This window comes from Marinobacter shunpengi (genome assembly GCF_045449715.1).
Classification (GTDB): domain Bacteria; phylum Pseudomonadota; class Gammaproteobacteria; order Pseudomonadales; family Oleiphilaceae; genus Marinobacter.
In genome coordinates this window covers 100,926-121,645 of record NZ_JBJJLA010000010.1, presented here as the reverse complement: position 1 = coordinate 121,645, position 20,720 = coordinate 100,926, and the positions used below count along the sequence as shown (strand labels likewise).

The following is a 20,720-nucleotide window of genomic DNA, read 5'->3' as shown; positions in this document are numbered from 1 at the left end:
GGGTTTACGGTAACTTCACGTTGACGACGCCAAGGGCCCCGTACAAGTCCGGTCCCGGGAGCCTGCCGGCTTCCGATGATGGCGTTCAGCCACAGCGCTCCAGAATTCGCGTATAGTACTGATAAATCGAGCCTACTGAAAACCGGTCGTGCCCTGCCTGGCTGGTTTGAGAAACGGCCTGGCGGAACACCCATCAAACGACTGCGGGAGACTGACGCATTGAATCCGTTGTGGCAGCAGATTATCGATCAACCCGTTGTGCTGGCAATCGGTGTTGTACTTATTGTGCTGATCATTGTATCGCTAGGTTGGGGGCGGGTACTTGCCAGCCGGTTGACCGCCGGGCAGGCCCGGTGCCAGGAGCTGGAGCGGGAGCTGGCTGCCCACCGGCATGAAAACGAACTGCGGCAGCAGCGCCTGGAGCAGGTTACCGACCACGCCGACTCCCTGGAGGCCCGCGTCAGGGAGCTGGACGAACGCAACGAACACTGGCGCACCCAGGCGTCCACCCTGGAACAGCGTGTAGCCACCCTGGAAGCGGAAAAGCAGGCTGAACACTCCAGGGCCGAAGGGATCGCACAGGAGAGGGACCAGCTCCAAAGCCGCCGGGAAGAACTGGCGCGGGAGCTGGAGTCTGTCCGGGTGACGCTGAGGGAGCGGGATGTGACCCTGGAGGAGGAACGCAGGTCCACCACCGAGAAGCTGGAACTGCTGGAGCGCAACCGGGAAGCCCTCAAGCAGGAATTTGAAAATCTCGCCAATCGTATCTTTGAACAGAAGAGCGAGCGCTTCAGTCAGCAGACCCGCACCAGCCTGGACAACCTGCTCAATCCGTTCCGGGACCAGATACAGGACTTCCGCAAGCGGGTGGAGGACGTCTATACCAGCGAGACCAAGGACCGCCAGGCCCTGCGCAGTGAGATCAAGTCGCTGCAGGACCTGAACCGCCAGATCACCGAAGAGGCGGCCAACCTGACCCGGGCCCTGAAGGGGGACAAGAAGATCCAGGGCAACTGGGGTGAACTGATCCTGGAGCGGGTGCTGGAAAAATCCGGCCTGCGCAAGGGCGTGGAGTACGACACCCAGGGCAGCTACCGGGACGCCGACGGACAACTCCTGAGGCCGGACGTGGTGGTACACCTGCCGGACCGCCGTAACCTGATCGTCGATTCCAAGGTGTCGCTGGTGGCCTACCAGCAATGGGTGACGGAGGAAGATGAGGGGGAAAAGGAGAACCACCTGAGGGCCCATGTAGACGCCGTGCGACAGCATATCCGGGGTCTCAGCGAGAAGGACTACAGCCAGTTGCATGGGCTGCATTCACCGGATTTCGTCCTGCTGTTCATGCCCATCGAACCGGCATTCGTGGCGGCATTCCAGTATGACGAGAACCTGTTCGCGGAAGCGTTCGAGAAAAAGATTATCGTAGTGACGCCAACGACACTTTTGGCGACACTGCGGACTATCGAGAACATCTGGCGGTACGAACGCCAGAGCCAGAATGCCCGCAAGATTGCCGATCGTGCCAGCGCCGTGTACGACAAGCTGCGGGTGTTCGTGGAGGCCATGGAAAAGATGGGCGGGCAACTGCAGACGGTGCAGACCACCTATGACGGCGCCATGAATACCCTGACCCGTGGCCGTGGCAACCTGATCTCCCAGGCCAGCAAGTTCGTGGAGCTGGGGGTGAGGGTGAAGAAGGAGCTGCCGCGGACCATCACCGACCAGGCGGAGGCCGGCGGAGAGAATGATGTTGACGACGGGCTCCCGCTGGACGCCGACGGAAGCACCGAACAGGCAGGCACAGACGAGGAAAGCGATGATGTACTCAAGGAATAAGTTGCCTTCAGGTACCAGGCAGGCCAGCCCACTGGCGGGACTGGTCCTGGCGGCGGGCCTGATGATATCCGGTACTGCGCTGGCGTTGCCGGCGGAACACGAAATTCAGCGCTTGATGCTGGCCGTGGAAGAATCTGTCGAGACCGGGCAATGGGGCCAGGCGGCGGAATACCTGAACCGCCTGCAACGGCTGGAAGGAGAGAAACCGCCGGAGTACCTGTACTACCGGGGGCAGGTGATGGCCCAGTCCGGACACTACAATGAGGCCATGTCGGCCCTGGAGAACTATGTCGCCGGTACCGGTGCCGATGGCAAGTACTACACCGAATCGCTCAAGCTGATTACCGATATCGAACAGAACCGGTCCGGACAGGCCGGTTCGGCGAGTGCCGGCGATGCCGGGCAGGAACAGGTGGCCGAGATCACGCCTGCGGGGCAGTCCCTGGGAAGTGGGCAGTCAGCCGCCTCCGGGGATGTCAGCCGGTCCGCGCTGGTGGGTCGTATGAACCGGATCTTCGATCGGGCCGGCTGGCGCCGGGATCCGCGTCTGATCCGGGAAGGAAGCAAACCGGACGTTCATTATCACGCATCGGTGCACGATGGCGAGATCCAGTTCCGTGAAAGCCGCAATGGCGAGGATGGCGTCCGCAAGCTCACAACGCTGATCCTGCCGGTTTATGGCATCAGTCCATTGGTGGAATGGAGTTGCGAGAATGCCACCGAGTCCTGCTGGATCTATGATCCCAGGGACGGTTCCCGCCTGCTGAGGCTGGGAAGCGACCGGGACCAGGTTGAAGCCCTGGCAAACACCCTGAGCAGCCTGATTCGCCAGATGCAGAAGCCATCCGGTAATTCCTGAAACCGAATCACAGGCCAGTGTGGTCAAGGCAAAAAAGACGCCGGTACCCGTGACGTATTATACGTTATGGGTACCGGCGCCTTTTGGTCCGGTTACCTCAGGAGAACGAGGAAAAGTCCGGCTTGCGCTTCTCCATGAACGCTTTGAAGGCCTCGCCGGCTTCCGGTGACTTCAGGCGCTCACCAAACATCTCACCTTCGGCCAGCATCGCGTCACGGAGCCCGGACGCGCAGCTACGGTTGAGCAGGCGGCGGGTGGCACGGACGGCCGCTGGCGGCTGGGCTGCCAGTTGACGGCAGGCCTGCAGGGCCTGTGCCTCGGTGTCCGCCGGTTCGCATACCCGGTTGATCAGCCCCATGTCACTGGCCTTGGGCGCATCGAAGACGCCACCCAGCATTAACAGTTCCGCCGCACGTACCCGGCCGAGCCAGGTGGGCAACAGCAGGCTGGAGCCGCCTTCCGGACAGAGCCCGAGGTTGGCGAAAGGCATCTGGAACGCGGTGTTATTGCCGGCGAACACCAGGTCGCAGTGCAGCAGCATGGTGGTGCCGATGCCCACCGCGGGGCCATTGACGGCCGCCACCACCGGTTTCTCGGCCGAGGCCAGCCCGAACAGGAAACGCCCAACCGGGGAAGATTCGAACTCGCCCACGGGGCCGGCAGCGAAGTCAGACAGGTCGTTGCCCGCCGTAAAGCATTCCTCATTACCAGTGATCAGCGTGCAGCGGATATTGCTGTCGTTCTCGGCGTTCTGGATGGCGTCCGCCAGGGCGGCGTACATGGCCTGGCTGAGGGCGTTCTTGCGGTCAGGGCGGTTGAGTCGGAGGACCTGGATCTTGTCCTGGATATCTACGGAAATGTGTTCGCTCACGAGGGCTCCTTTACGTTGTTCTGATGGGCACCGGGACTACGACTTTCGTCGTGATCCGGGATTAAACCCCATAACGGCGACGGGATGCAAAGGTTGGCGCTGTCCGCTGCCAGTCTGTATAAAATCCGACCCTGCTGGTAAACTGGGCGCCGTTTTTTGCGGGGCGGTCGCCTCCCGGCGGCATCCACCAGCCCTCCAACCGAATAACCCGAAAACTGATGAGACGCCTATGACCACCGTAATCCGCCAGGACGACCTGATCGAGAGCGTAGCGGACGCGCTGCAGTTCATCTCCTACTACCATCCCAAGGACTTTATCCAGGCCGTGCACGAGGCCTACCAGAGGGAAGAGTCCCAGGCGGCCAAGGATGCCATGGCGCAGATCCTGATCAACTCCCGCATGTGCGCCCAGGGTCACCGTCCCATCTGCCAGGACACCGGTATCGTCACCGTGTTCGTCAATATCGGCATGAACGTGAAGCTGGAGTGCGACCAGCCCCTGGACGATGTTATCAACGAGGGCGTGCGCCGTGCCTACACCCATCCGGACAACGTGCTGCGGGCATCGGTACTGGCTGACCCGGATGGCGCGCGCAGCAACACCAAGGACAACACCCCCGCCGTCATTCACTATAAGATGGTGCCCGGCGACACCGTTGAAGTGCACGTGGCGGCCAAGGGCGGTGGTTCCGAAGCCAAGTCCAAGTTCGCCATGCTGAACCCGTCCGACTCGGTGGTGGACTGGGTGCTGAAGATGGTGCCCCAGATGGGCGCCGGCTGGTGCCCGCCGGGCATGCTGGGTATCGGCATTGGCGGTACCGCCGAGAAGGCCATGGAGCTGGCCAAGGAATCCCTGCTCGATCCCATCGATATCCACGACCTGAAGGAACGTGGCGCCTCCAACCGGGCGGAGGAACTGCGCCTGGAGCTTTTCGACAAGGTCAATGACCTGGGCATTGGCGCCCAGGGCCTGGGCGGCCTGACCACGGTGCTGGATGTGAAAGTGAAGGATTATCCGACTCACGCCGCCAACAAGCCCGTGGCCATCATTCCCAACTGCGCCGCCACCCGTCACGCGCACTTCGTGCTGGATGGCTCCGGTCCCTCCCTGCAGACCCCGCCGAGCCTCGAAGACTGGCCGGAAATCACCTGGGAAGTGGGCGATAACGTGCGCCGGGTGAACCTGGATACGGTCACTCCGGAAGATGTGAAGGACTGGCAGCCCGGCGAAACCGTGCTGCTGTCCGGCAAGATGCTTACCGGTCGTGATGCCGCCCACAAGAAAATGGTGGACATGATCGGCAAGGGTGAGGAACTGCCGGTGGACCTGAAGGGTCGCTTCATCTACTACGTGGGTCCGGTGGACCCGGTACGTGAGGAAGTGGTTGGTCCTGCTGGTCCCACCACCGCCACGCGCATGGACAAGTTCACCCACACCATGCTGGAGAAGACCGGCCTCACCGGCATGATCGGCAAGGCGGAGCGTGGTCAGGTGGCCATCGACGCCATTCGCGAGTTTGGTGCGGTCTACCTGATGGCGGTTGGTGGTTCCGCCTACCTGGTCTCCAAGGCCATCAAGAACGCCGAGGTGGTGGCCTTCCCGGAACTGGGCATGGAAGCCATCTACGAGTTCGAAGTGGAGGACATGCCCGTGACCGTGGCCGTGGACTCCCGGGGCAGCTCGGTCCACCAGACCGGCCCGGCGGAATGGCAAGAGAAAATCATCGCCGCGAAGGCGGTGTAGGGCATATACCCTCCCTTCCCGCCAGGGTGAGAGGGTGATTAGACTGATGTGTTCCGGTCTCCCTCTCACCTTCCGGGTGAGAGGGAGACCGGATTACTAGTGGACCTTGGCCTTCCTGTGCAGCGATAGCCCCGCAAACGGATTGTTGAAGCTGCTGTCTTCGCCCTGGAGCACAGCCTCCGGGTGACGAACACTCATCAGGCGTTTCATCTCCTCTTCATCCTGGTGCGGCACGTCCACCATCACCAGGTACTTTCCCGCCTCGATATCGTCATGGAAACGACGGATGCGGTAATTCTCGCTCTGGATGCCGCCAAAGCCGGCCAGCCAGCCGCCGGCGACCACCGCGAAGGCGAAGAGGGCGATCCAGGCACCCATGGGAAAGTTCAGCCCCACGATCAGGGACAGGACTCCGACCACCAGGACGCCGGCCACAGCGCCGATCAGGACGCCCCGCTCCACGAACCGAGGCAGGTCGGTACGGTCCAGCACACTGGCGGTGTGCAGGTGGTGCCGGTAAAGCCCCGCCTCATCCTTGCTGATAATGTGGAAGCGCCAGTCGGTGATGCCGTTGGCATGCACGTCGTCGGAGATCTCATCGACACTGTCGATGGAATCCACCAGATAGAACAATCGTTTCATGGCCTGTCCTCCTCGGTTGGGACAACTTCCAAATGATTGCATTTCCTATTCTAGTGGGTTTGTCTGGTTATTAAATGAACGGCTGAGAAGGGTTGGTGATAACCACATAGCCCTTAGATGTAATCGCGATCAGGACGAGCAACTGATATCCATGTGCTTGCCCCAATCCGGTGGCAGGGTGGCGTAGTGTTCGAACTCTGGCTGTTCGTCGTAGGGATGCCTGAGTACCTCCAGCAACTCTGCCAGGGGAGCATCATCGCCAGCCTGAGCGGCGTCAATGACGTTCTGGGCCAGATAGTTCCGCAGGATGTACTTCGGGTTGACCTGGCACATGGCTGCTTCCCGCTCTTCCGGTGATTGCGGTTCTGATGCCACCCGGGTGCGGTAGCGCCCCAGCCAGTCATCGGCAACCGTCCGGTCCACGAACAGGTCCCTGACCGGGTCGGGCCCCCGTGATGGCAGAGTCGACAGGCCGCGGAAGAAGCGGGTGTAGTCGATGCCGTGTTCATGGAGCATGCTGTAGGTATCCATGATCAGGTTCATGTCATTCTCGTCAGGCTTGGCCAGCCCCAGCTTCCGGCGCATCAGATTGATGAAGGTCTCGTTATAGGTGGTCTCGTACTCCCGCATCCCCCGACGCAGGTCGTCCTCGTCCAGCAACGGTGTCAGTGCATGGGCCAGGAACTGGCAGTTGATGAAGCCGATTTCCGGTTGCCGGTTGTAGGCATAGCGACCACCCTGGTCGGTGTGGTTGCAGATATAGCGGGCGTCGAAATCGTCCAGGAAGGCGTAGGGGCCGTAGTCGAAGGTATCACCAATGATGGACATGTTGTCGGAGTTCATCACCCCGTGACAGAACCCCACACCCTGCCACTGGGCAATGGTGCGGGCGGTACGCCGGACCACCTCGGCGAAGAAGGCCGGATAGCGTTGGGTTTCCGGTAAAGCCGCCAGGCCGGGGATATGGTGACGAATGGTATGGTCCGCCAGGGTCCTGACCGCCTCCGGGCCCAGGTGATGGGCGGCGTACTCAAAGTGTCCGAAGCGGATATGGGTGTCCGCCACCCTCACCAGGGCGGCGGCGGTTTCCATGGTTTCCCGGCGTACCGGTTCGGTGGCGGAAACCAGGAACAGGCCCCGGGTGGAGGGGATGCCCAGGTGGTGCATGGCTTCACCACACAGGTACTCCCGGATGGTGGAGCGCAGCACGGCCCGGCCGTCGCCGAAGCGGGAGTAGGGCGTCTGGCCGGCCCCCTTCAGGTGCCAGTCCCGGATACGGCCGTCCGGGCCTTCGGTTTCCCACAGCAGCAGCCCACGGCCATCCCCCAGGTCTGGATTGTACATACCGAACTGGTGGCCGGTGTACTTCATGGCGACCGGGTTCATGCCTTCCAGCAGGGCACGGCCGGCCCCGATATCGACCCAGTCCTCTGGTGCGTCCACGGACACACCTATCTCCCGGGCCAGTTCCTCGTTGAAATGCACCAGTCGCACATCGCCCCGCAACGGCGTTGGCCGGACGTGACTGAAGAAGGTGTCCGGTAACTCCAGATAGCGTGGTCGGGTCTTTATGCCGTCAAAGGAAGTCATAAGGGATTGGCCGACGGTACCTTCTGGCCGGGGGCCGTTCTGCTCCTATACTGGTATCAGGTAGATGTACCGGGGCAGGGCACGGCGGTGGTATGGAACCTGCACGGGCCCTGTGGAACCAAGGAGCTGGAGTGAACGCCATGCCGAACACCGACACCGATGACGCCCTCGAAGTCCTGATGAACCAGCACCAGTTGCCACCGGCCTACCGGCGCACGGTGAACGATGTACTCGAGCCCCTGGCTCTGTCACTTTATCAGGCCAGCAGGCATGCGGACACACCCCTGGTGGTGGGGGTCCATGGGGCGCAGGGTACCGGCAAGTCCACCCTGACGGATTTCCTGCGGGTTCTGCTGGCTTACCGCTACAAGTGTCCCACGGCCAGCCTGTCACTGGATGACATCTACTGCACCCGTGAGCAGAGGGCAAAGCTGGCGGATGAGGTGGATCCGCTGCTGATGACCCGGGGTGTGCCCGGCACCCACGACCTGACGCTGGGCAACAGTGTGCTGGATAGGTTGCTGGCGGCGAATGCCGGGTCGCGGACCGCCATGCCGACGTTCAACAAGGCCCTGGATGACCGCGAACCGGAAGAGAACTGGCCGCTGTTCATTGGCCGCCCCGAGATTATCCTGGTGGAGGGCTGGTGTCTGGGCGCCCTTCCAGAGCCCGAAGCAGCGCTGGCCAGGCCCATGAATGCACTGGAGGCGAACGAGGATAGCGGCGGCGGTTGGCGCACCTACGTCAACGATCAGTTGCGGGGACCGTACCAGGCCTTCTTTGACCGTCTGGACCTGCTGGTGATGCTCAAGGCCCCTTCCATGGAGGCGGTGACACGCTGGCGCACGGAACAGGAGCGCAAGCTGGCCGAGCGATACCTGAGTGCACCACGAGTGGGCGAGGATGGCGGTCGGCCTGCACCGGAAGTACGCATCATGGGCGACCAGGAACTGGAACGCTTCATTATGCACTACGAGCGGATCACCCGGCACTGCCTGGACGAGATGCCCGACAGGGCGGATGTCCTGCTGGAGCTGGACGAAGACCACAATCTGACACGGGCATAAGAGGCATGGACCAGCCCCGACCGATCTTTTTCAGCGACCTGGATGGCACCCTGCTGGACCATGACACCTACGACTGGCAGCCCGCCCGCCCAGCCCTCCGGCGCCTGGCGGACCTGGACCTGCCACTCGTGCTCAACTCCAGCAAGACCCGACCGGAAATTGAGGCCCTGCGCAGGGAACTGGGCAATACGCACCCGTTTATTGTCGAAAATGGCGCCGGTATGGTGATTCCGGCGGGCTACTTCGGTAACGGGCCGGAAGAGGTGATCACCACCGGTGCGCCGCGGGCGAGCATCCTGGAGGAACTGGCTTCTCAAAGGGCCCGGGGGTACCGCTTTACGGGTTTTGCGGACCTGCCGCCATCGGAACTGGCCCGGTTGACCGGCCTGGGCGGCGAGGCAGCCGTCATGGCCGGGGAGAGGATAGGGACCGAACCCATCCTGTGGCAGGACACCTCCGAAAGGCTTCGGGCCTTCCGTGAGCGTCTGGCCGAACGGGGCCTGCAACTCCTCCAGGGAGGGCGTTTCCTGCATGTCATGGGACGGTTCGACAAGGCGGATGGCCTGCGGCAACTGATGAACCGGTACCGGGCCCGGTCGCCGGAGAGATCCTGTCAGTCCGTGGCCCTGGGAGACAGCCTGAACGACCAGGACATGCTCGCTGGCGCGGACCTTGCAGTCATCATTGCAGGCGTCAACGCCGGTCGTATCGAACTGCCCGAGGGGCATCCGGTCATCCGTTCCACGGAGCCCGGCCCCTCGGGCTGGAACCGGAGTGTATTGGAGGTGCTCTCCCGATTCGGCTACCGCTAGCCTACTACACGACGCTGGGGCCTCTGGCCGGTATTGCCAGCCCTTGATGTGGGCCCACCACACCGGCGGACTGGCGCCTTGGCCAGAGACCCCAGCGTCGCGCAGTAAGTTGGTAAATTAACTGAATGGCGCACCAGGTACCCGAAACCACAAGGAGAGTCCCAATGGGGGATTTTTACCAGAACGGTATTGTCACCACCCTTCATAACCTGACCCGACGCCCGGTGGAGGACCTGGAGCAGGAGCTGGTCAGGTTCAGCAAGACCCGCCCCATGGCGCTGGTATTACCGTCCCTCTATTCGGAATTGCAGGGACCGGCCCTGGCCAATATCGTGCAGGAACTCAAGGCCGTGCCCTACCTGGAGGAAATTGTGATCGGGCTGGACCGGGCCAGTGAGGGCGAGTACCGGCACGCCATGGAGTATTTCTCGGAGTTGCCCCAGAAGGTCAAGGTACTGTGGAACGACGGTCCCCGCCTGCGGGCCATTGACCTCAAACTGCGGGAGCAGGGGCTGGCTCCCTCCGAGATGGGCAAGGGCCGTAATGTCTGGTACTGCTTCGGCTACGTACTGGCCGCCGGCCGTAGCCGCTCCATCGCCCTCCATGACTGCGACATCCTCACCTATTCCCGTGACCTGCTGGCACGGCTGATTTACCCGGTGGCCAATCCGGCATTTAACTACATGTTCTGCAAGGGATACTACGCCCGTGTGGCGGAAGGGAGCATGAATGGCCGGGTCAGTCGCCTGCTGGTCACTCCGTTGCTGCGCGCCCTGAAGAAAGTGTGTGGCCAGCGGGAATTCCTGGACTACATGGACAGCTTTCGTTATCCCCTGGCGGGGGAGTTTTCCCTGCGCCGGGACGTGATCAGCGACCTGCGCATTCCCAGCGACTGGGGGCTGGAGATCGGCGTACTGTCCGAGATGAGGCGCAACTACGCCACCAACCGCCTGTGCCAGGTGGATATCGCCGACAACTACGACCACAAGCACCAGGAGTTGTCGCCGGAAGACGCCAGCACGGGGTTGTCCAAGATGAGCATGGATATCTGCAAGGCCCTTTTCCGCAAGCTGGCCACCAATGGCGAGGTGCTGTCCACCGAGGAATTCCGCACCATCAAGGCCACCTACTACCGTATCGCCCTGGACTTTATCGAGACCTATCAGAACGATGCCCTGATCAACGGCCTTACCATCGACCGTCACAGCGAGGAGCAAGCGGTGGAGATGTTCGCCCGTAACGTGATGGAGGCGGGCAACTATTTCCTGGACAACCCCATGGATGCGCCATTCATTCCCAGTTGGAGTCGTGTGGTCAGCGCGTTGCCGGACCTGATGTCGGAAATGGCGGAGGCGGTGGAACTGGATAACCAGGAATACGCGCCATGACCGATGTACTGATACAGAAACTGACCGGCATGCTGGACCAGGTCTATCCCGCCCTGGACACCGGCTGGCTCGCCCGGGAACTGCTGGATGCGATGGCCCTGGAGGAGGATCGCCCCGGGCCGCCCGCTCACCAGAACAACTGGGATGAGTCTGACATCCTGCTGATTACCTACGGGGATTCGGTCCAGGCCGACGGCGAGAAGCCGTTGCACACGCTGAAGCGGTTCCTGGACGATTGCCTCAAGGGCACTGTCAATGCGGTGCACGTGCTGCCTTTCTTTCCGTACAGCTCAGATGATGGCTTCTCGGTGATGGATTACCGCCAGGTGAACGAGTCCCTGGGGGACTGGGACGATATCCGGGCCATCGGCTCCGGCTACAAGCTGATGGTCGACCTGGTGATCAACCACATGTCCGCCCGCAGCCGCTGGTTCGAGAACTTCCGGCGGCGGCAGCATCCGGGCAGCGACTACTTCGTCGAGGCGGACACGGGGCAGGACCTCAGCGACGTGGTTCGTCCCCGTACCTCGCCCCTGCTGGTCCCGTTCCAGACGGAGGATGGAGAACGCCATGTCTGGTGCACCTTCAGTGAAGACCAGGTGGACCTGAACTTTGCCAATCCCCAGGTGCTGATCGAGTTCGTGGGAATTATCCGCTTCTACCTGGAGCAGGGTGTGCGCATCTTTCGCCTGGATGCGGTGGCCTATCTGTGGAAGGAACCGGGGACCTCCTGTATCCACCTGCAGCAGACCCATGAGCTGATCAAGATTATCCGCCTGCTGGTGGAACACCACACTCCGGATGCCATCCTGATCACCGAGACCAACGTACCCAACCGGGAGAACCTGACCTATTTCGGCAACGCCAACGAGGCCCATGTCATCTATAACTTCTCGTTGCCGCCGCTGCTGATCAACACCCTGGTCAGCGGTAACAGCCGTCACCTGAAAACCTGGCTGATGAGCATGCCGCCGGCCCAGATGGGCACCACGTACCTGAACTTCATTGCGTCCCATGACGGGGTAGGGATGCGACCCACGGACGGCTTGTTGACCGACGAGGAAAAGCAGGCGTTGATCCGCTGCATGGAGACGTTTGGTGGCAAGGTATCCTACCGACGCCTGGGCAATGGCGACAGCCAGCCCTATGAGATCAATATCTCCTTGTGGGACGCCCTCAAGGGCACCGAGGAGCACGGCCCGGACCAGTGGCAACTGCAACGTTTCCTGTGTGCCCATACCATCATGCTGGCCCTGGAGGGTATTCCCGCCTTTTACATCCACAGCCTGCTGGGTACCGGCAACGACCATGCCCGCATGGAACATACCGGGCGCCTGCGCTCCATCAACCGGGGGCAGTGGCAGCTGGATGCCCTGGAGAATGAGCTGGATAACCCGCTGAGTCATCATGGCAAGGTGTTCACCGAACTGAGTCGGCTGATCCACATACGGCGGAGTCAGCCGGCATTTCACCCCAACGCCACCCAGTTCACCCTGCACCTGGGGCTGAAGATCTTCGGTTTCTGGCGGCAGAGTATGCGGCGGGACCAGTCCATCTTCTGCATCCACAATATCACCGACGAGGTGCAGCAGGTGTCCCTGGCGGATATCAACCTGATCGGAACCGACCAGTGGCATGACCTGATCGATGGCGAGCGTATTGACGACCTGTCCGGATGCCTGACCCTGAAGCCCTACCAGGCTGTTTGGCTGTCTAACCAGTAGGCGTTGGCCAATGGATGACTCCGGGGTGATGCGTCGTTCGGGGCGGGACATTTAATGCCAGGATGAATACACTGGGGCGCGACTGATAAAGACAGGCCCGGTTATGGCAGATCCAAAACGCATCCTGCTGCTGTCCGGCTACGATGCTGGCAGCCATCGGCGCTGGCGCGAGCAGCTGATGACGGCGCTGCCGGACTGCGATTGGCACACGCTGGCACTCCCGCCCCGGTTCTTCCGCTGGCGGATTCGCGGTAATCCCCTGAGCTGGCTCGGGGAGCCGTTGCTGCAGGAATCCTGGGACCTTATCATCGCCACCTCCATGGTGGACCTGGCCACGCTTCGGGGGCTGAACCCGGATCTGGCCCGGACGCCGGTCCTGCTGTACATGCATGAGAACCAGTTTGCCTACCCGGATTCCGGACGCCAGCACTCCAGTGCCGAACCTGCCATGGTCAACCTCTACAGTGCCCTGGCCGCGGACCGGGTGCTGTTCAACAGTGCGTGGAACCGGGACAGTTTCCTGGACGGCGCTTACCGGTTTATCGATCGTATGCCGGACCGGCTGCCGCCGGATATGACCAACAGCATCCGCGAGAAGTCCCACGTATTGCCGGTTCCCATTGAGGACCGGCTGTTTGTGCCCAGGCCGTCACCGCCGGACCTGGACTGTCCCCACCTGCTGTGGAACCACCGATGGGAGTACGACAAGGGGCCGGAGCGCCTGCTCTACCTGTTGCGGGAACTGAAGCGGCGGCAACAGCCCTTCCGGCTGAGTGTGGTAGGGGAGCAGTTTCGCCGCCAGCCGCCGGCCTTTGACCGTATCCAGGAGGAATTCGGGGAGTACCTGGTGCACTGGGGATTCCAGGACCGGCGAGAGGACTACGACCGGTTGCTGGCCAGTGCCGATGTTGTGGTCAGCACCGCCACCCACGACTTTCAGGGGCTGGCCATGCTGGAGGCTATGGCATCCGGCTGCCTGGCGCTGGCGCCTCACCGTCTTGCCTACCCGGAATATGTACCGGCGTCGCAATGCTACCCAAGCCGGGAGGATGACGTCGCCGCCGAGGCAGCGGGCGCTGCTGACTGTCTGCAGACCCTACTGCATCAGCGACCCCGGGCCGTCAGCCCCGACGGGTGGCGGCTTTCCCGGTTGGTCCTGGAATACCGAAGGCACATCAACGAGATGTCAGCCCCTCTGCGTTAGGCTGGCTGGCGCCACCACGCTCTGGTTCCGGCCACCTTTCTTGGCCTGGTAGAGGGCACTGTCTGCCTGTTGCAGCCACGCCATATAGTTGTCCGGGCCAGTATCAAGCTGGACCAGCCCCATGCTGATGGTACAGCGGATCGTGCCGTTGTCCGTGTCAAAGTCCTGGCCGGCGATAGTCTCACGGATATGCTCGCAGATGGTCAGGGCGCCGTCGATATCGGTTTCCGGCAGGATAATGCCGAATTCCTCGCCACCATAGCGTCCGGGGCGATCCGCCTGGCGCAGGGAGTCCCGGGTGATGCGGGCCACCTCCCGGATGACCTCGTCGCCGATCAGGTGGCCATGGGTGTCGTTGATGGCCTTGAAATGGTCGATATCGAACATCGCCAGCACCGTGTTGTGACCGTAGCGCCGATAACGCTCGAACTCGGCGTCCAGCAGGTTCTCCCAGGTGCCACGGTTAAGCAGGCCGGTAAGCCGGTCGGTGGAGCTGAGGCGTTCCAGCTGCGCATTGGCGTGTTCCAGGGCCTTACGGCCTGCGGCCACATCGGTGACGTCGTAGACCATCAGGCACACCTGGGTGACCTTGCCATCGGGGCCGGTCAGGGGGCTGATGGTCAGGTTCTGGAACATGAACTCCTCGGTGCCGGTGATGGGCCGGGTATTGCGGAACCGGAAGAGGTAAGGGCGTTGTTCCCAGGAGGTGAAGGTCCGGGTGTTCAGGGTGACCACGGACCGCACCTTGCGCTCCAGCCAGCTCCGGGGCAGTTCCGGAAACAGGTCGAACAGCACCTGATCGTGGATCCGGCTGGAGGTCACGCCACTGTGGTTCTCCATGAACCCGTTCCAGACCCTGACCCGGTAGTCCAGGTCAATCACCACCAGACCCACCTCGATGGATTCCAGCAGGGTGACCAGGGCATGGTAGCCGGCAGCGTCGGATTCGTCGGCCATAATCACCCCGTCAGAAATGGCAGGTTGGTTTCAAGCTGGTGGATGGATTCCTCGGTGAGGAACACCAGCAGGTCGCAGCGGATATCGTAACCCTCCAGCCGGTACGGTATTTCCACGCACATCAGTTTTTCCTGACGCCGGTTGTGGTGTTCCACCAGGTGGTCCACCCGGCGGTGGCGGCCCAGTACCATCGGCTGACCGAGGCCCAGGTGTATGTCCATCTGTTCCCCGACCCCCCGAAGGAAGGCCCCGAACAGGATGCTGGACATGTCCATCAGCACCTCCACCTCCACGGTCTCGGCGTCTGGATCTCCGTAGCCAAGCAGCCGGGCCATGTCCTTGACGCTGGAGTCCGAGAACAACAGCAACGCCTCGCCAGCCAGGCCGGCACCGGTAAAGCCCTGGCACACGGCGGAGTAGGTGTCCTGCTGCTGGGCCGATGCCGTGAGCACCATGCTCAGCTCGCTGCGGTAGACCGTGGTGATCTTCGGTACCGGCAGCCGGACAAAGGTGTCCAGCAGTCGCGCCAGCAGGTCGGCGGCCTGGCCCATGGCGACATTGGCCACCTCCTGCAGGAAATCAGACAGGCCAACGCTGAAGGGGGCCGCGTCGCCGGCTCCCTGGCGGTCAGGCTGGGGGGCGAACGGATTTGGCTGATAGAGCCCGAACTGCTCCAGCAGTTCCGCCACCTGGGCAGGCTTGACCGGTTTCTTCAGGAAATCGATGGCGCCCTGGGAGATCACCCGCTTACGGGCTTCCGGCTGGATATCGCCGGACACCACCAGGGTCATCACCGGCAGATCCTCCTGGCGGATCACATCAAGCACCTCGTAGCCGTCCATGTCCGGCATGTTCAGGTCCAGCAGCAACAGGTCGGCCTGGCCCTGGCGAATCAGGTCCAGCGCTTCGAGGCCATTGCCGGCGTAGAGCAGTTCGGTGCTCCAGTCCTGGGGCAGTGCCCGGGCCATCTGCTTGCGGGCCATCGCCGAATCATCACAGATGAGGATGCGGGTTTGCATAGGAAATCAGGCTCGCCACGAGGGCTGAATGAAGGTTGTCCGACCGATCCCGGACCATGGGCGGAACCGGCCTGGAATATGTGCCCATGATACAGGCAATTGGTCGTCAGATAACCGATCAACCGTTAAAGCCTGCAAAACCTCGGCAGCAACAGGAATGGCCCGTGCCCCGGTTACAGGTCCCTCCGGGGAAACTGGTACACTGCGTGCTTCGAATGGACAATCCGGAGCCCAGGCGTGATTCGCTCTTTCTATTGGCATGACTACGAAACCTTCGGCGCAGACCCCATCCATGACCGGCCTTCCCAGTTTGCCGGTGTTCGTACCGACGCCGACCTCAATATCATCGAAGACCCTCTGGTCATCTATTGCAAGCCGTCGGATGACTACCTGCCTAACCCCGAGGCCTGCCTGATCACCGGCATTACGCCCCAGAAGGCCCTGGAGAAAGGGCTTCCGGAGGCGGAGTTCATTGCGCGGATCAATGAGGCGTTCAGCCAGCCGGGAACCTGTTCGGTGGGCTATAACAGCCTGCGCTTTGACGATGAGGTCACCCGCCACACCCTCTATCGCAACTTGCGGGATCCCTATGCCCGGGAGTGGCAGAATGGCAATTCCCGCTGGGACATCATCGACATGGTCCGCCTGACCTATGCCCTGCGCCCGGAGGGTATCGAATGGCCCCGAAAGGAGGACGGCAGCCCCAGCTTCCGGCTGGAGGAACTGACCGCCGCCAACGGTATCGCCCATGAAGCGGCCCACGATGCCATGTCCGATGTGGAAGCCACCATTGCCCTGGCAAAGCTGATCCGGGAGAAACAGCCGAAGCTGTTCGACTTCGTCCTCAGCAACAAGGACAAGCACTCCGCCCGGGCCATGCTGGACACCGCCACAATGAAACCCGTGTTTCATGTGTCCTCGAAATACCCCGCCAGCCGGGGTTGCTGCGCCATGGTGGCGCCGGTGGCGGAGCATCCCACCAACAGGAATCAGGTGGTTGTCTATGACCTGCGGGAAGATCCCTCGGAACTGATTAACGCCAGTGTAGAGGAAATTCGTGAACGGGTGTTTACGTCACAGGCAGAGCTTGGGGAGGGTGTGACCCGCTTTCCTCTAAAGGGAGTGCAGGTGAATAAGTGCCCAGTGCTGGCGCCGGGCACCATGCTGAAGAGTCTGAGTCCGGAGCGCCTGGGTGAACTGGAACTGGACGGCGACACCCTGCGACGGAACCTGGCCATCCTGCGGGAAGCGGAGGGGCTTCCACAGAAGATTGCCGAGGCGTTTGGCAAGCAACTGGAAAGTGATCTGACGGACCCGGATGAGCAACTCTATGCGGGCGGCTTTATCGGCGACACCGACCGTAAGCGGCTCAACTGGATCATCAGCCAGCCCCCGGAGCAATTGGTGGAGGTGAATGAACGGTTCGATGACCCGCGTCTGCAGGAAATGCTGTTCCGCTACCGTGCCCGAAACTTCCCGGATACGTTGATTGATGAAGAGCGTGAGCGCTGGGAAAGCTTTCGCCGGAAACGCCTGATGGAGCCCGGCAAGGGTTGGCTGTCACTGGAGGCATTTGGCGTTGCGTTGCAGGGACTGGCCCAGGATCCGACCATGACACCCGAGAAGATGCAAATCCTGGAGGATCTGCACCTCTATGGCGAATCGATTATGCCGTACTTCTGATCGACCGGTATTGGGAGCTGAACGTTACTAGCCCCTCTCCTCTGGTGGGAGAGGGGCTGGGGAGAGGGGATGTTCCCCCCAATCTCGTAGTTGGCCTTCAACGCCTCCGCACGAAGTAAACCGACAGAGGCTGCCCCACCAGACTCTGCACCTGACTGCCCAGGGCCTCGGCACGGACCTGCCGGGCCACCGGTGCCAGGGCCAGGCTGTGGCCGTCCTGGTCACGGGCCTTCAGCAGTTTCCACTCCACCTCGTTGCTGACCATCCCCATCAGGTCCTTGAGCTGGTTGATGTCCTGGGGGCGGAACCAGCGGTCCCGGCAGCCACCCAGGCCATAGAAATCCTCCTCCTGGAGCAGGTCCTGCCACTGTGGATCCTGGCGACTGTTCAGGGCCATGCGTCGGAGCCGGCGGAGATTCTCGCGGGTGGGCTGGAGTTTGTGGGTCTCCACAAGCTGGCGGATCTGGGCATCGCCCCTGGTTTGTTCGGCCACGGCCGTGTGCATGTGCACCACGGCACCCTGGGTTGCGGCGTCGCTCACCAGGGCGGATAGCGACAGGTCGCCGATGGCTGACGATGGCAACCGCCCCATCTCGATCCAGTGGACCCGGTGGCCATCCGCCACGAATCGACGGGCCACGGACCAGGGCCAGAAGACGATATTGTTCAGCCCCAGTTCCTCGCACCGACGGGTCGCCGTTGCGACATTGGCCAGGGACTCGTCCACCGCGATGATTTCCACGTCGTCCAGATAGTGAGCCAGCTCCAGCGCCCGCTGGCCGGACTGGGCGCCGCAGATCATCATTCGCAGGGTGCCGGGCAGGACACTGGTGTCCATGCCCAGCTCCTGGGCCATGATGGCCTTGAGGCTGGTTGCGGCATGGTAGGCGAGGTGGTTCCAGCTGGGCCAGGCCTGGGGCACGTCGGTGCGGGCCAGGGTCAGTTCCTCGGCCTTCTCCTCGAAGTTCTGCTTGATGGACTCGTCCAGGGCCCGGTCATAGTAGCTGGCGGCCATCACCGGTTGCATACCGGCCGGCCAGTCGGTCAGGGACCATTGACCCAGTCGGGGCGCGAATTCCTGGTGGAACAGGGCACCGTACATGGCGCTGATCATCACGCTGCCCACCAGGGCTTCCAGGGGCTCCGCCATGGCGAACTGGGCGGTAATGCTGCTATTGATTGTCTCAACCAGACTTTCCTCGTCCGCCTCCGCGACCAGGGCGTACCCGGTGCGGTCCACATAACGGGCGATGGCCAGGGTCAGCGCCTGCAAATCGTCACGCAGGGCGACGGTCTGGGCGACTTCGGCAATGATGGCCCGGCGCAGCAGGGTTACCAGTTCCTCAATGGCCGGGTCCGGCATCAGGGTCCGGTCCAGGGCCAGGATCAGCAGCTCGTCTTCCGCTGCGGCGTCCAGGAACACCTCGGCATTGGGGTTGTCCAGGTCATATTGCTGGCGCAGGATGGCGGCGCAGAAACGTCCGATCTCCTGGTGGGGTAGCTCCTCCCGGCGTAGCAGGGCGATGGCATCCAGAGCCAGTTCCGTATCCGCCTGGTGGACATCGATCCGTGCCGCGCACTTGAGCATGCCACTGTAGACGGAAGGCCAGTCCAGGCCGAGCTGGATCAGCTTGCGATAATGCAGGTAGGCCACGTCGAACAGCCCCTGCTCCCGCTTGGCATGGGCCACACCGCAGAAAGCGGCGGCGGATTGCCGGTCAAGCGCCAGGGCCTGCTGGAAGTAGCCTTCCGCCCGGGCGGGACGTTCCGCCTTCAGGGCCCAGTAGCCCAGATTGCAGTATTGCTGGGGCTGGTCCGGCTGCCGCTCCAGGCTTTCCTCGAACAGGGCAGCGGCCTGATCCAGGTTGCCGTCGTCCATCTCCACCCGTCCCAGCAGGCCAAGGCCGGCGCCGTGATCAGGCTGGATGGCCAGCGCCCGGCCCAACAGGTCACGGCAGGCCTGCCGCGCCCGGAGCCGCTCAAGATAACGGCGCTGGGGATGGTTGGACTCGCCGTAGGCCTGGTTGGCTTCCAGCAATAGCCGGGCTACCTCGGCCTTCCGGGAGTCGGAAACCTGAACATTGTGTTGTGCTTGCATGGAACACCTCATCAACCGGGCCGCGGCAAGGAGCGGCAAGGATCTGCAGTTTTCTGGCGGTTTTTGCCGTTGTTGGGGAAAGGTAAGCGAATGGCATGCCAAGCTCTATTTGCGGTCGGATGAAATGGTGACTCTCTTATCACGTGATTGCTGATATGTGCCCTCCTGTATATCGTATGGGGCTTACGGAGGTGACGAATGGAAATTGCTTGTATTCATATCGGGCTGATGAAAACCGCAACCACCTATATGCAGGGGGTGTGGGCGCTGGATGAGAAAATTGCCCTGTCTAACAAGGGCCTTAATCCTGTTGTTGAGTACCTGCGGGAGTCCACGGCGAACAACTGTTTCGATGTTGGTAAGAATCTCGATATTGACCTTGATCAGCCACTAAAGGCCGGGCAGTCACTGGTCCTGTCCAGCGAGGGCCTGTCGTGTGGTTTCCTGGACTCCGGTGATGCGGAAATGCTCCGTGTCTATCAGGACAACGCCAGCAGGATGATGGGGACCCTGGCGTCACAAACCCAGAACGTCCTGATAACCTTGCGCAGCCCGGTGTCATGGATTCGTTCAATGCATGCCCAGTTCCTGAACGAGGGAGGCAGCGGTAGCGCGAGGGAGTTCCTGCACGAACGTCGTGCATTTCTCCTTCAGTGCCTGGACCTGGATTATTTGCTGGGATTGTATCGACGTTATTTCCGTAATGTGCGGATACTGCCATATGAGACCCTGCGGGAAGGGGAAGGTGATTTCTGGGCGTCGCTCGGCGAGATGTTCAGTATGCCGATCCCGACCGCAAGGGATGTTCCGGTATCCAATCCCTCCCTTTCCGGCCAGCGCCTGTATGTTCTGTCGTGCCTGAACGGGCTGGGCAGCCATATGCGTTCGGTATTGCAGCAAAGTGAATCCTATGTCGGCCTGGAGCGGGAACGGCTGGTACAGGTCAGCAGCCACTACGAAAGCTGGCTGAACCGACGGTTTGTCGAACATGCCAGTGAGGCAGAGCTGGAGCGGACACTGGGGTGGCTTCGTGCGGATACCGTGCCCGACGATTTCCGGCGCTTTTCCATTTCCCGTGAGTTCGCGGATGAGCTGGAGAAACGCTACCTGTCTGTGGTGGAGGAAGTGACCGGTGATACCAAATTGGTGAGCCGTTATCGCGATGAGCTTCAGCAGGCGATTACGGAACCGGTGTGACAGGAACAAAAAATGCCGGCTGTTGT

General features: G+C 61.8%; 16 protein-coding genes. 10 read left to right on the top strand and 6 right to left on the bottom strand.

Annotated elements, in window-relative coordinates:
• Window positions 1–219 precede the first annotated feature (219 nt).
• On the top strand, window positions 220–1,839 hold the full coding sequence (locus ACJO3T_RS05140; RefSeq protein ID WP_406977973.1) for a DNA recombination protein RmuC: 1,620 nt from the start codon (window positions 220–222) through the stop codon (window positions 1,837–1,839).
• A 1-nt stretch (window position 1,840) separates the two neighbouring features.
• Window positions 1,841–2,698, top strand: coding sequence for a tetratricopeptide repeat protein (locus ACJO3T_RS05135; RefSeq protein ID WP_406962126.1), 858 nt, complete (start codon window positions 1,841–1,843; stop codon window positions 2,696–2,698).
• Between the two features lie 97 nt (window positions 2,699–2,795).
• Here the strand turns inward: ACJO3T_RS05135 and ACJO3T_RS05130 are convergent, their stop codons facing one another.
• Complete coding sequence (locus ACJO3T_RS05130) at window positions 2,796–3,569, bottom strand: enoyl-CoA hydratase (RefSeq protein WP_406962127.1); 774 nt, start codon at window positions 3,567–3,569, stop codon at window positions 2,796–2,798.
• 229 nt (window positions 3,570–3,798) lie between these two features.
• Between ACJO3T_RS05130 and ACJO3T_RS05125 the strand changes: the two genes are divergently transcribed.
• On the top strand, window positions 3,799–5,313 hold the full coding sequence (locus ACJO3T_RS05125) for a fumarate hydratase (RefSeq protein WP_406962128.1): 1,515 nt from the start codon (window positions 3,799–3,801) through the stop codon (window positions 5,311–5,313).
• Between the two features lie 96 nt (window positions 5,314–5,409).
• Here the strand turns inward: ACJO3T_RS05125 and ACJO3T_RS05120 are convergent, their stop codons facing one another.
• Both ACJO3T_RS05120 and ACJO3T_RS05115 read right to left on the bottom strand, forming a co-directional pair.
• On the bottom strand, window positions 5,410–5,955 hold the full coding sequence (locus ACJO3T_RS05120) for a hypothetical protein (RefSeq protein WP_406962130.1): 546 nt from the start codon (window positions 5,953–5,955) through the stop codon (window positions 5,410–5,412).
• A 129-nt stretch (window positions 5,956–6,084) separates the two neighbouring features.
• Window positions 6,085–7,545: a protein adenylyltransferase SelO gene (locus ACJO3T_RS05115; protein ID WP_406977972.1), complete on the bottom strand. Its 1,461-nt coding sequence runs from the start codon at window positions 7,543–7,545 to the stop codon at window positions 6,085–6,087.
• A gap of 140 nt (window positions 7,546–7,685) precedes the next feature.
• On the opposite strand from ACJO3T_RS05115, the gene ACJO3T_RS05110 reads away from it, so the two are divergent.
• The 5 genes from ACJO3T_RS05110 to ACJO3T_RS05090 all read left to right on the top strand — a co-directional run bounded on the left by ACJO3T_RS05110 (window position 7,686) and on the right by ACJO3T_RS05090 (window position 13,740).
• Window positions 7,686–8,612 (top strand): hypothetical protein, encoded by a 927-nt coding sequence (locus ACJO3T_RS05110; protein ID WP_406962134.1) that lies wholly within the window; start codon window positions 7,686–7,688, stop codon window positions 8,610–8,612.
• A gap of 5 nt (window positions 8,613–8,617) precedes the next feature.
• The gene (locus ACJO3T_RS05105) at window positions 8,618–9,424 is read left to right on the top strand and encodes an HAD-IIB family hydrolase (protein ID WP_406962135.1); all 807 of its coding nucleotides are present in this window, start codon (window positions 8,618–8,620) and stop codon (window positions 9,422–9,424) included.
• A 164-nt stretch (window positions 9,425–9,588) separates the two neighbouring features.
• Window positions 9,589–10,812, top strand: coding sequence for a glycosyltransferase family protein (locus tag ACJO3T_RS05100; RefSeq protein WP_406962137.1), 1,224 nt, complete (start codon window positions 9,589–9,591; stop codon window positions 10,810–10,812).
• A complete protein-coding gene (locus ACJO3T_RS05095) occupies window positions 10,809–12,536 on the top strand; it encodes an alpha-amylase family glycosyl hydrolase (RefSeq protein ID WP_406977971.1) in 1,728 nt (575 codons plus the stop codon). The genes ACJO3T_RS05100 and ACJO3T_RS05095 overlap by 4 nt, the downstream gene beginning before the upstream one ends.
• Window positions 12,537–12,639: 103 nt before the next feature.
• Window positions 12,640–13,740 (top strand): tRNA-queuosine alpha-mannosyltransferase domain-containing protein, encoded by a 1,101-nt coding sequence (locus ACJO3T_RS05090; protein ID WP_406977970.1) that lies wholly within the window; start codon window positions 12,640–12,642, stop codon window positions 13,738–13,740.
• Here the strand turns inward: ACJO3T_RS05090 and ACJO3T_RS05085 are convergent.
• Window positions 13,723–14,697: a sensor domain-containing diguanylate cyclase gene (locus ACJO3T_RS05085; protein ID WP_406962144.1), complete on the bottom strand. Its 975-nt coding sequence runs from the start codon at window positions 14,695–14,697 to the stop codon at window positions 13,723–13,725. The two genes, ACJO3T_RS05090 and ACJO3T_RS05085, sit on opposite strands and share 18 nt — an antisense overlap.
• A 2-nt stretch (window positions 14,698–14,699) precedes the next feature.
• A complete protein-coding gene (locus tag ACJO3T_RS05080) occupies window positions 14,700–15,716 on the bottom strand; it encodes a response regulator (protein WP_406977969.1) in 1,017 nt (338 codons plus the stop codon).
• Window positions 15,717–15,953: 237 nt separating this feature from the next.
• Here ACJO3T_RS05080 and sbcB point away from each other — a divergent pair, with 237 nt between their 5' ends.
• A complete protein-coding gene (sbcB, locus tag ACJO3T_RS05075; RefSeq protein WP_406977968.1) occupies window positions 15,954–17,399 on the top strand; it encodes an exodeoxyribonuclease I in 1,446 nt (481 codons plus the stop codon).
• Between the two features lie 97 nt (window positions 17,400–17,496).
• Here sbcB and ACJO3T_RS05070 read toward each other — a convergent pair whose 3' ends face one another.
• The gene (locus ACJO3T_RS05070; RefSeq protein WP_406977967.1) at window positions 17,497–19,497 is read right to left on the bottom strand and encodes a tetratricopeptide repeat protein; all 2,001 of its coding nucleotides are present in this window, start codon (window positions 19,495–19,497) and stop codon (window positions 17,497–17,499) included.
• Window positions 19,498–19,695: 198 nt separating this feature from the next.
• Between ACJO3T_RS05070 and ACJO3T_RS05065 the strand changes: the two genes are divergently transcribed.
• Window positions 19,696–20,694: a hypothetical protein gene (locus ACJO3T_RS05065; protein WP_406977966.1), complete on the top strand. Its 999-nt coding sequence runs from the start codon at window positions 19,696–19,698 to the stop codon at window positions 20,692–20,694.
• The last annotated feature ends 26 nt before the right edge of the window (window positions 20,695–20,720 follow it).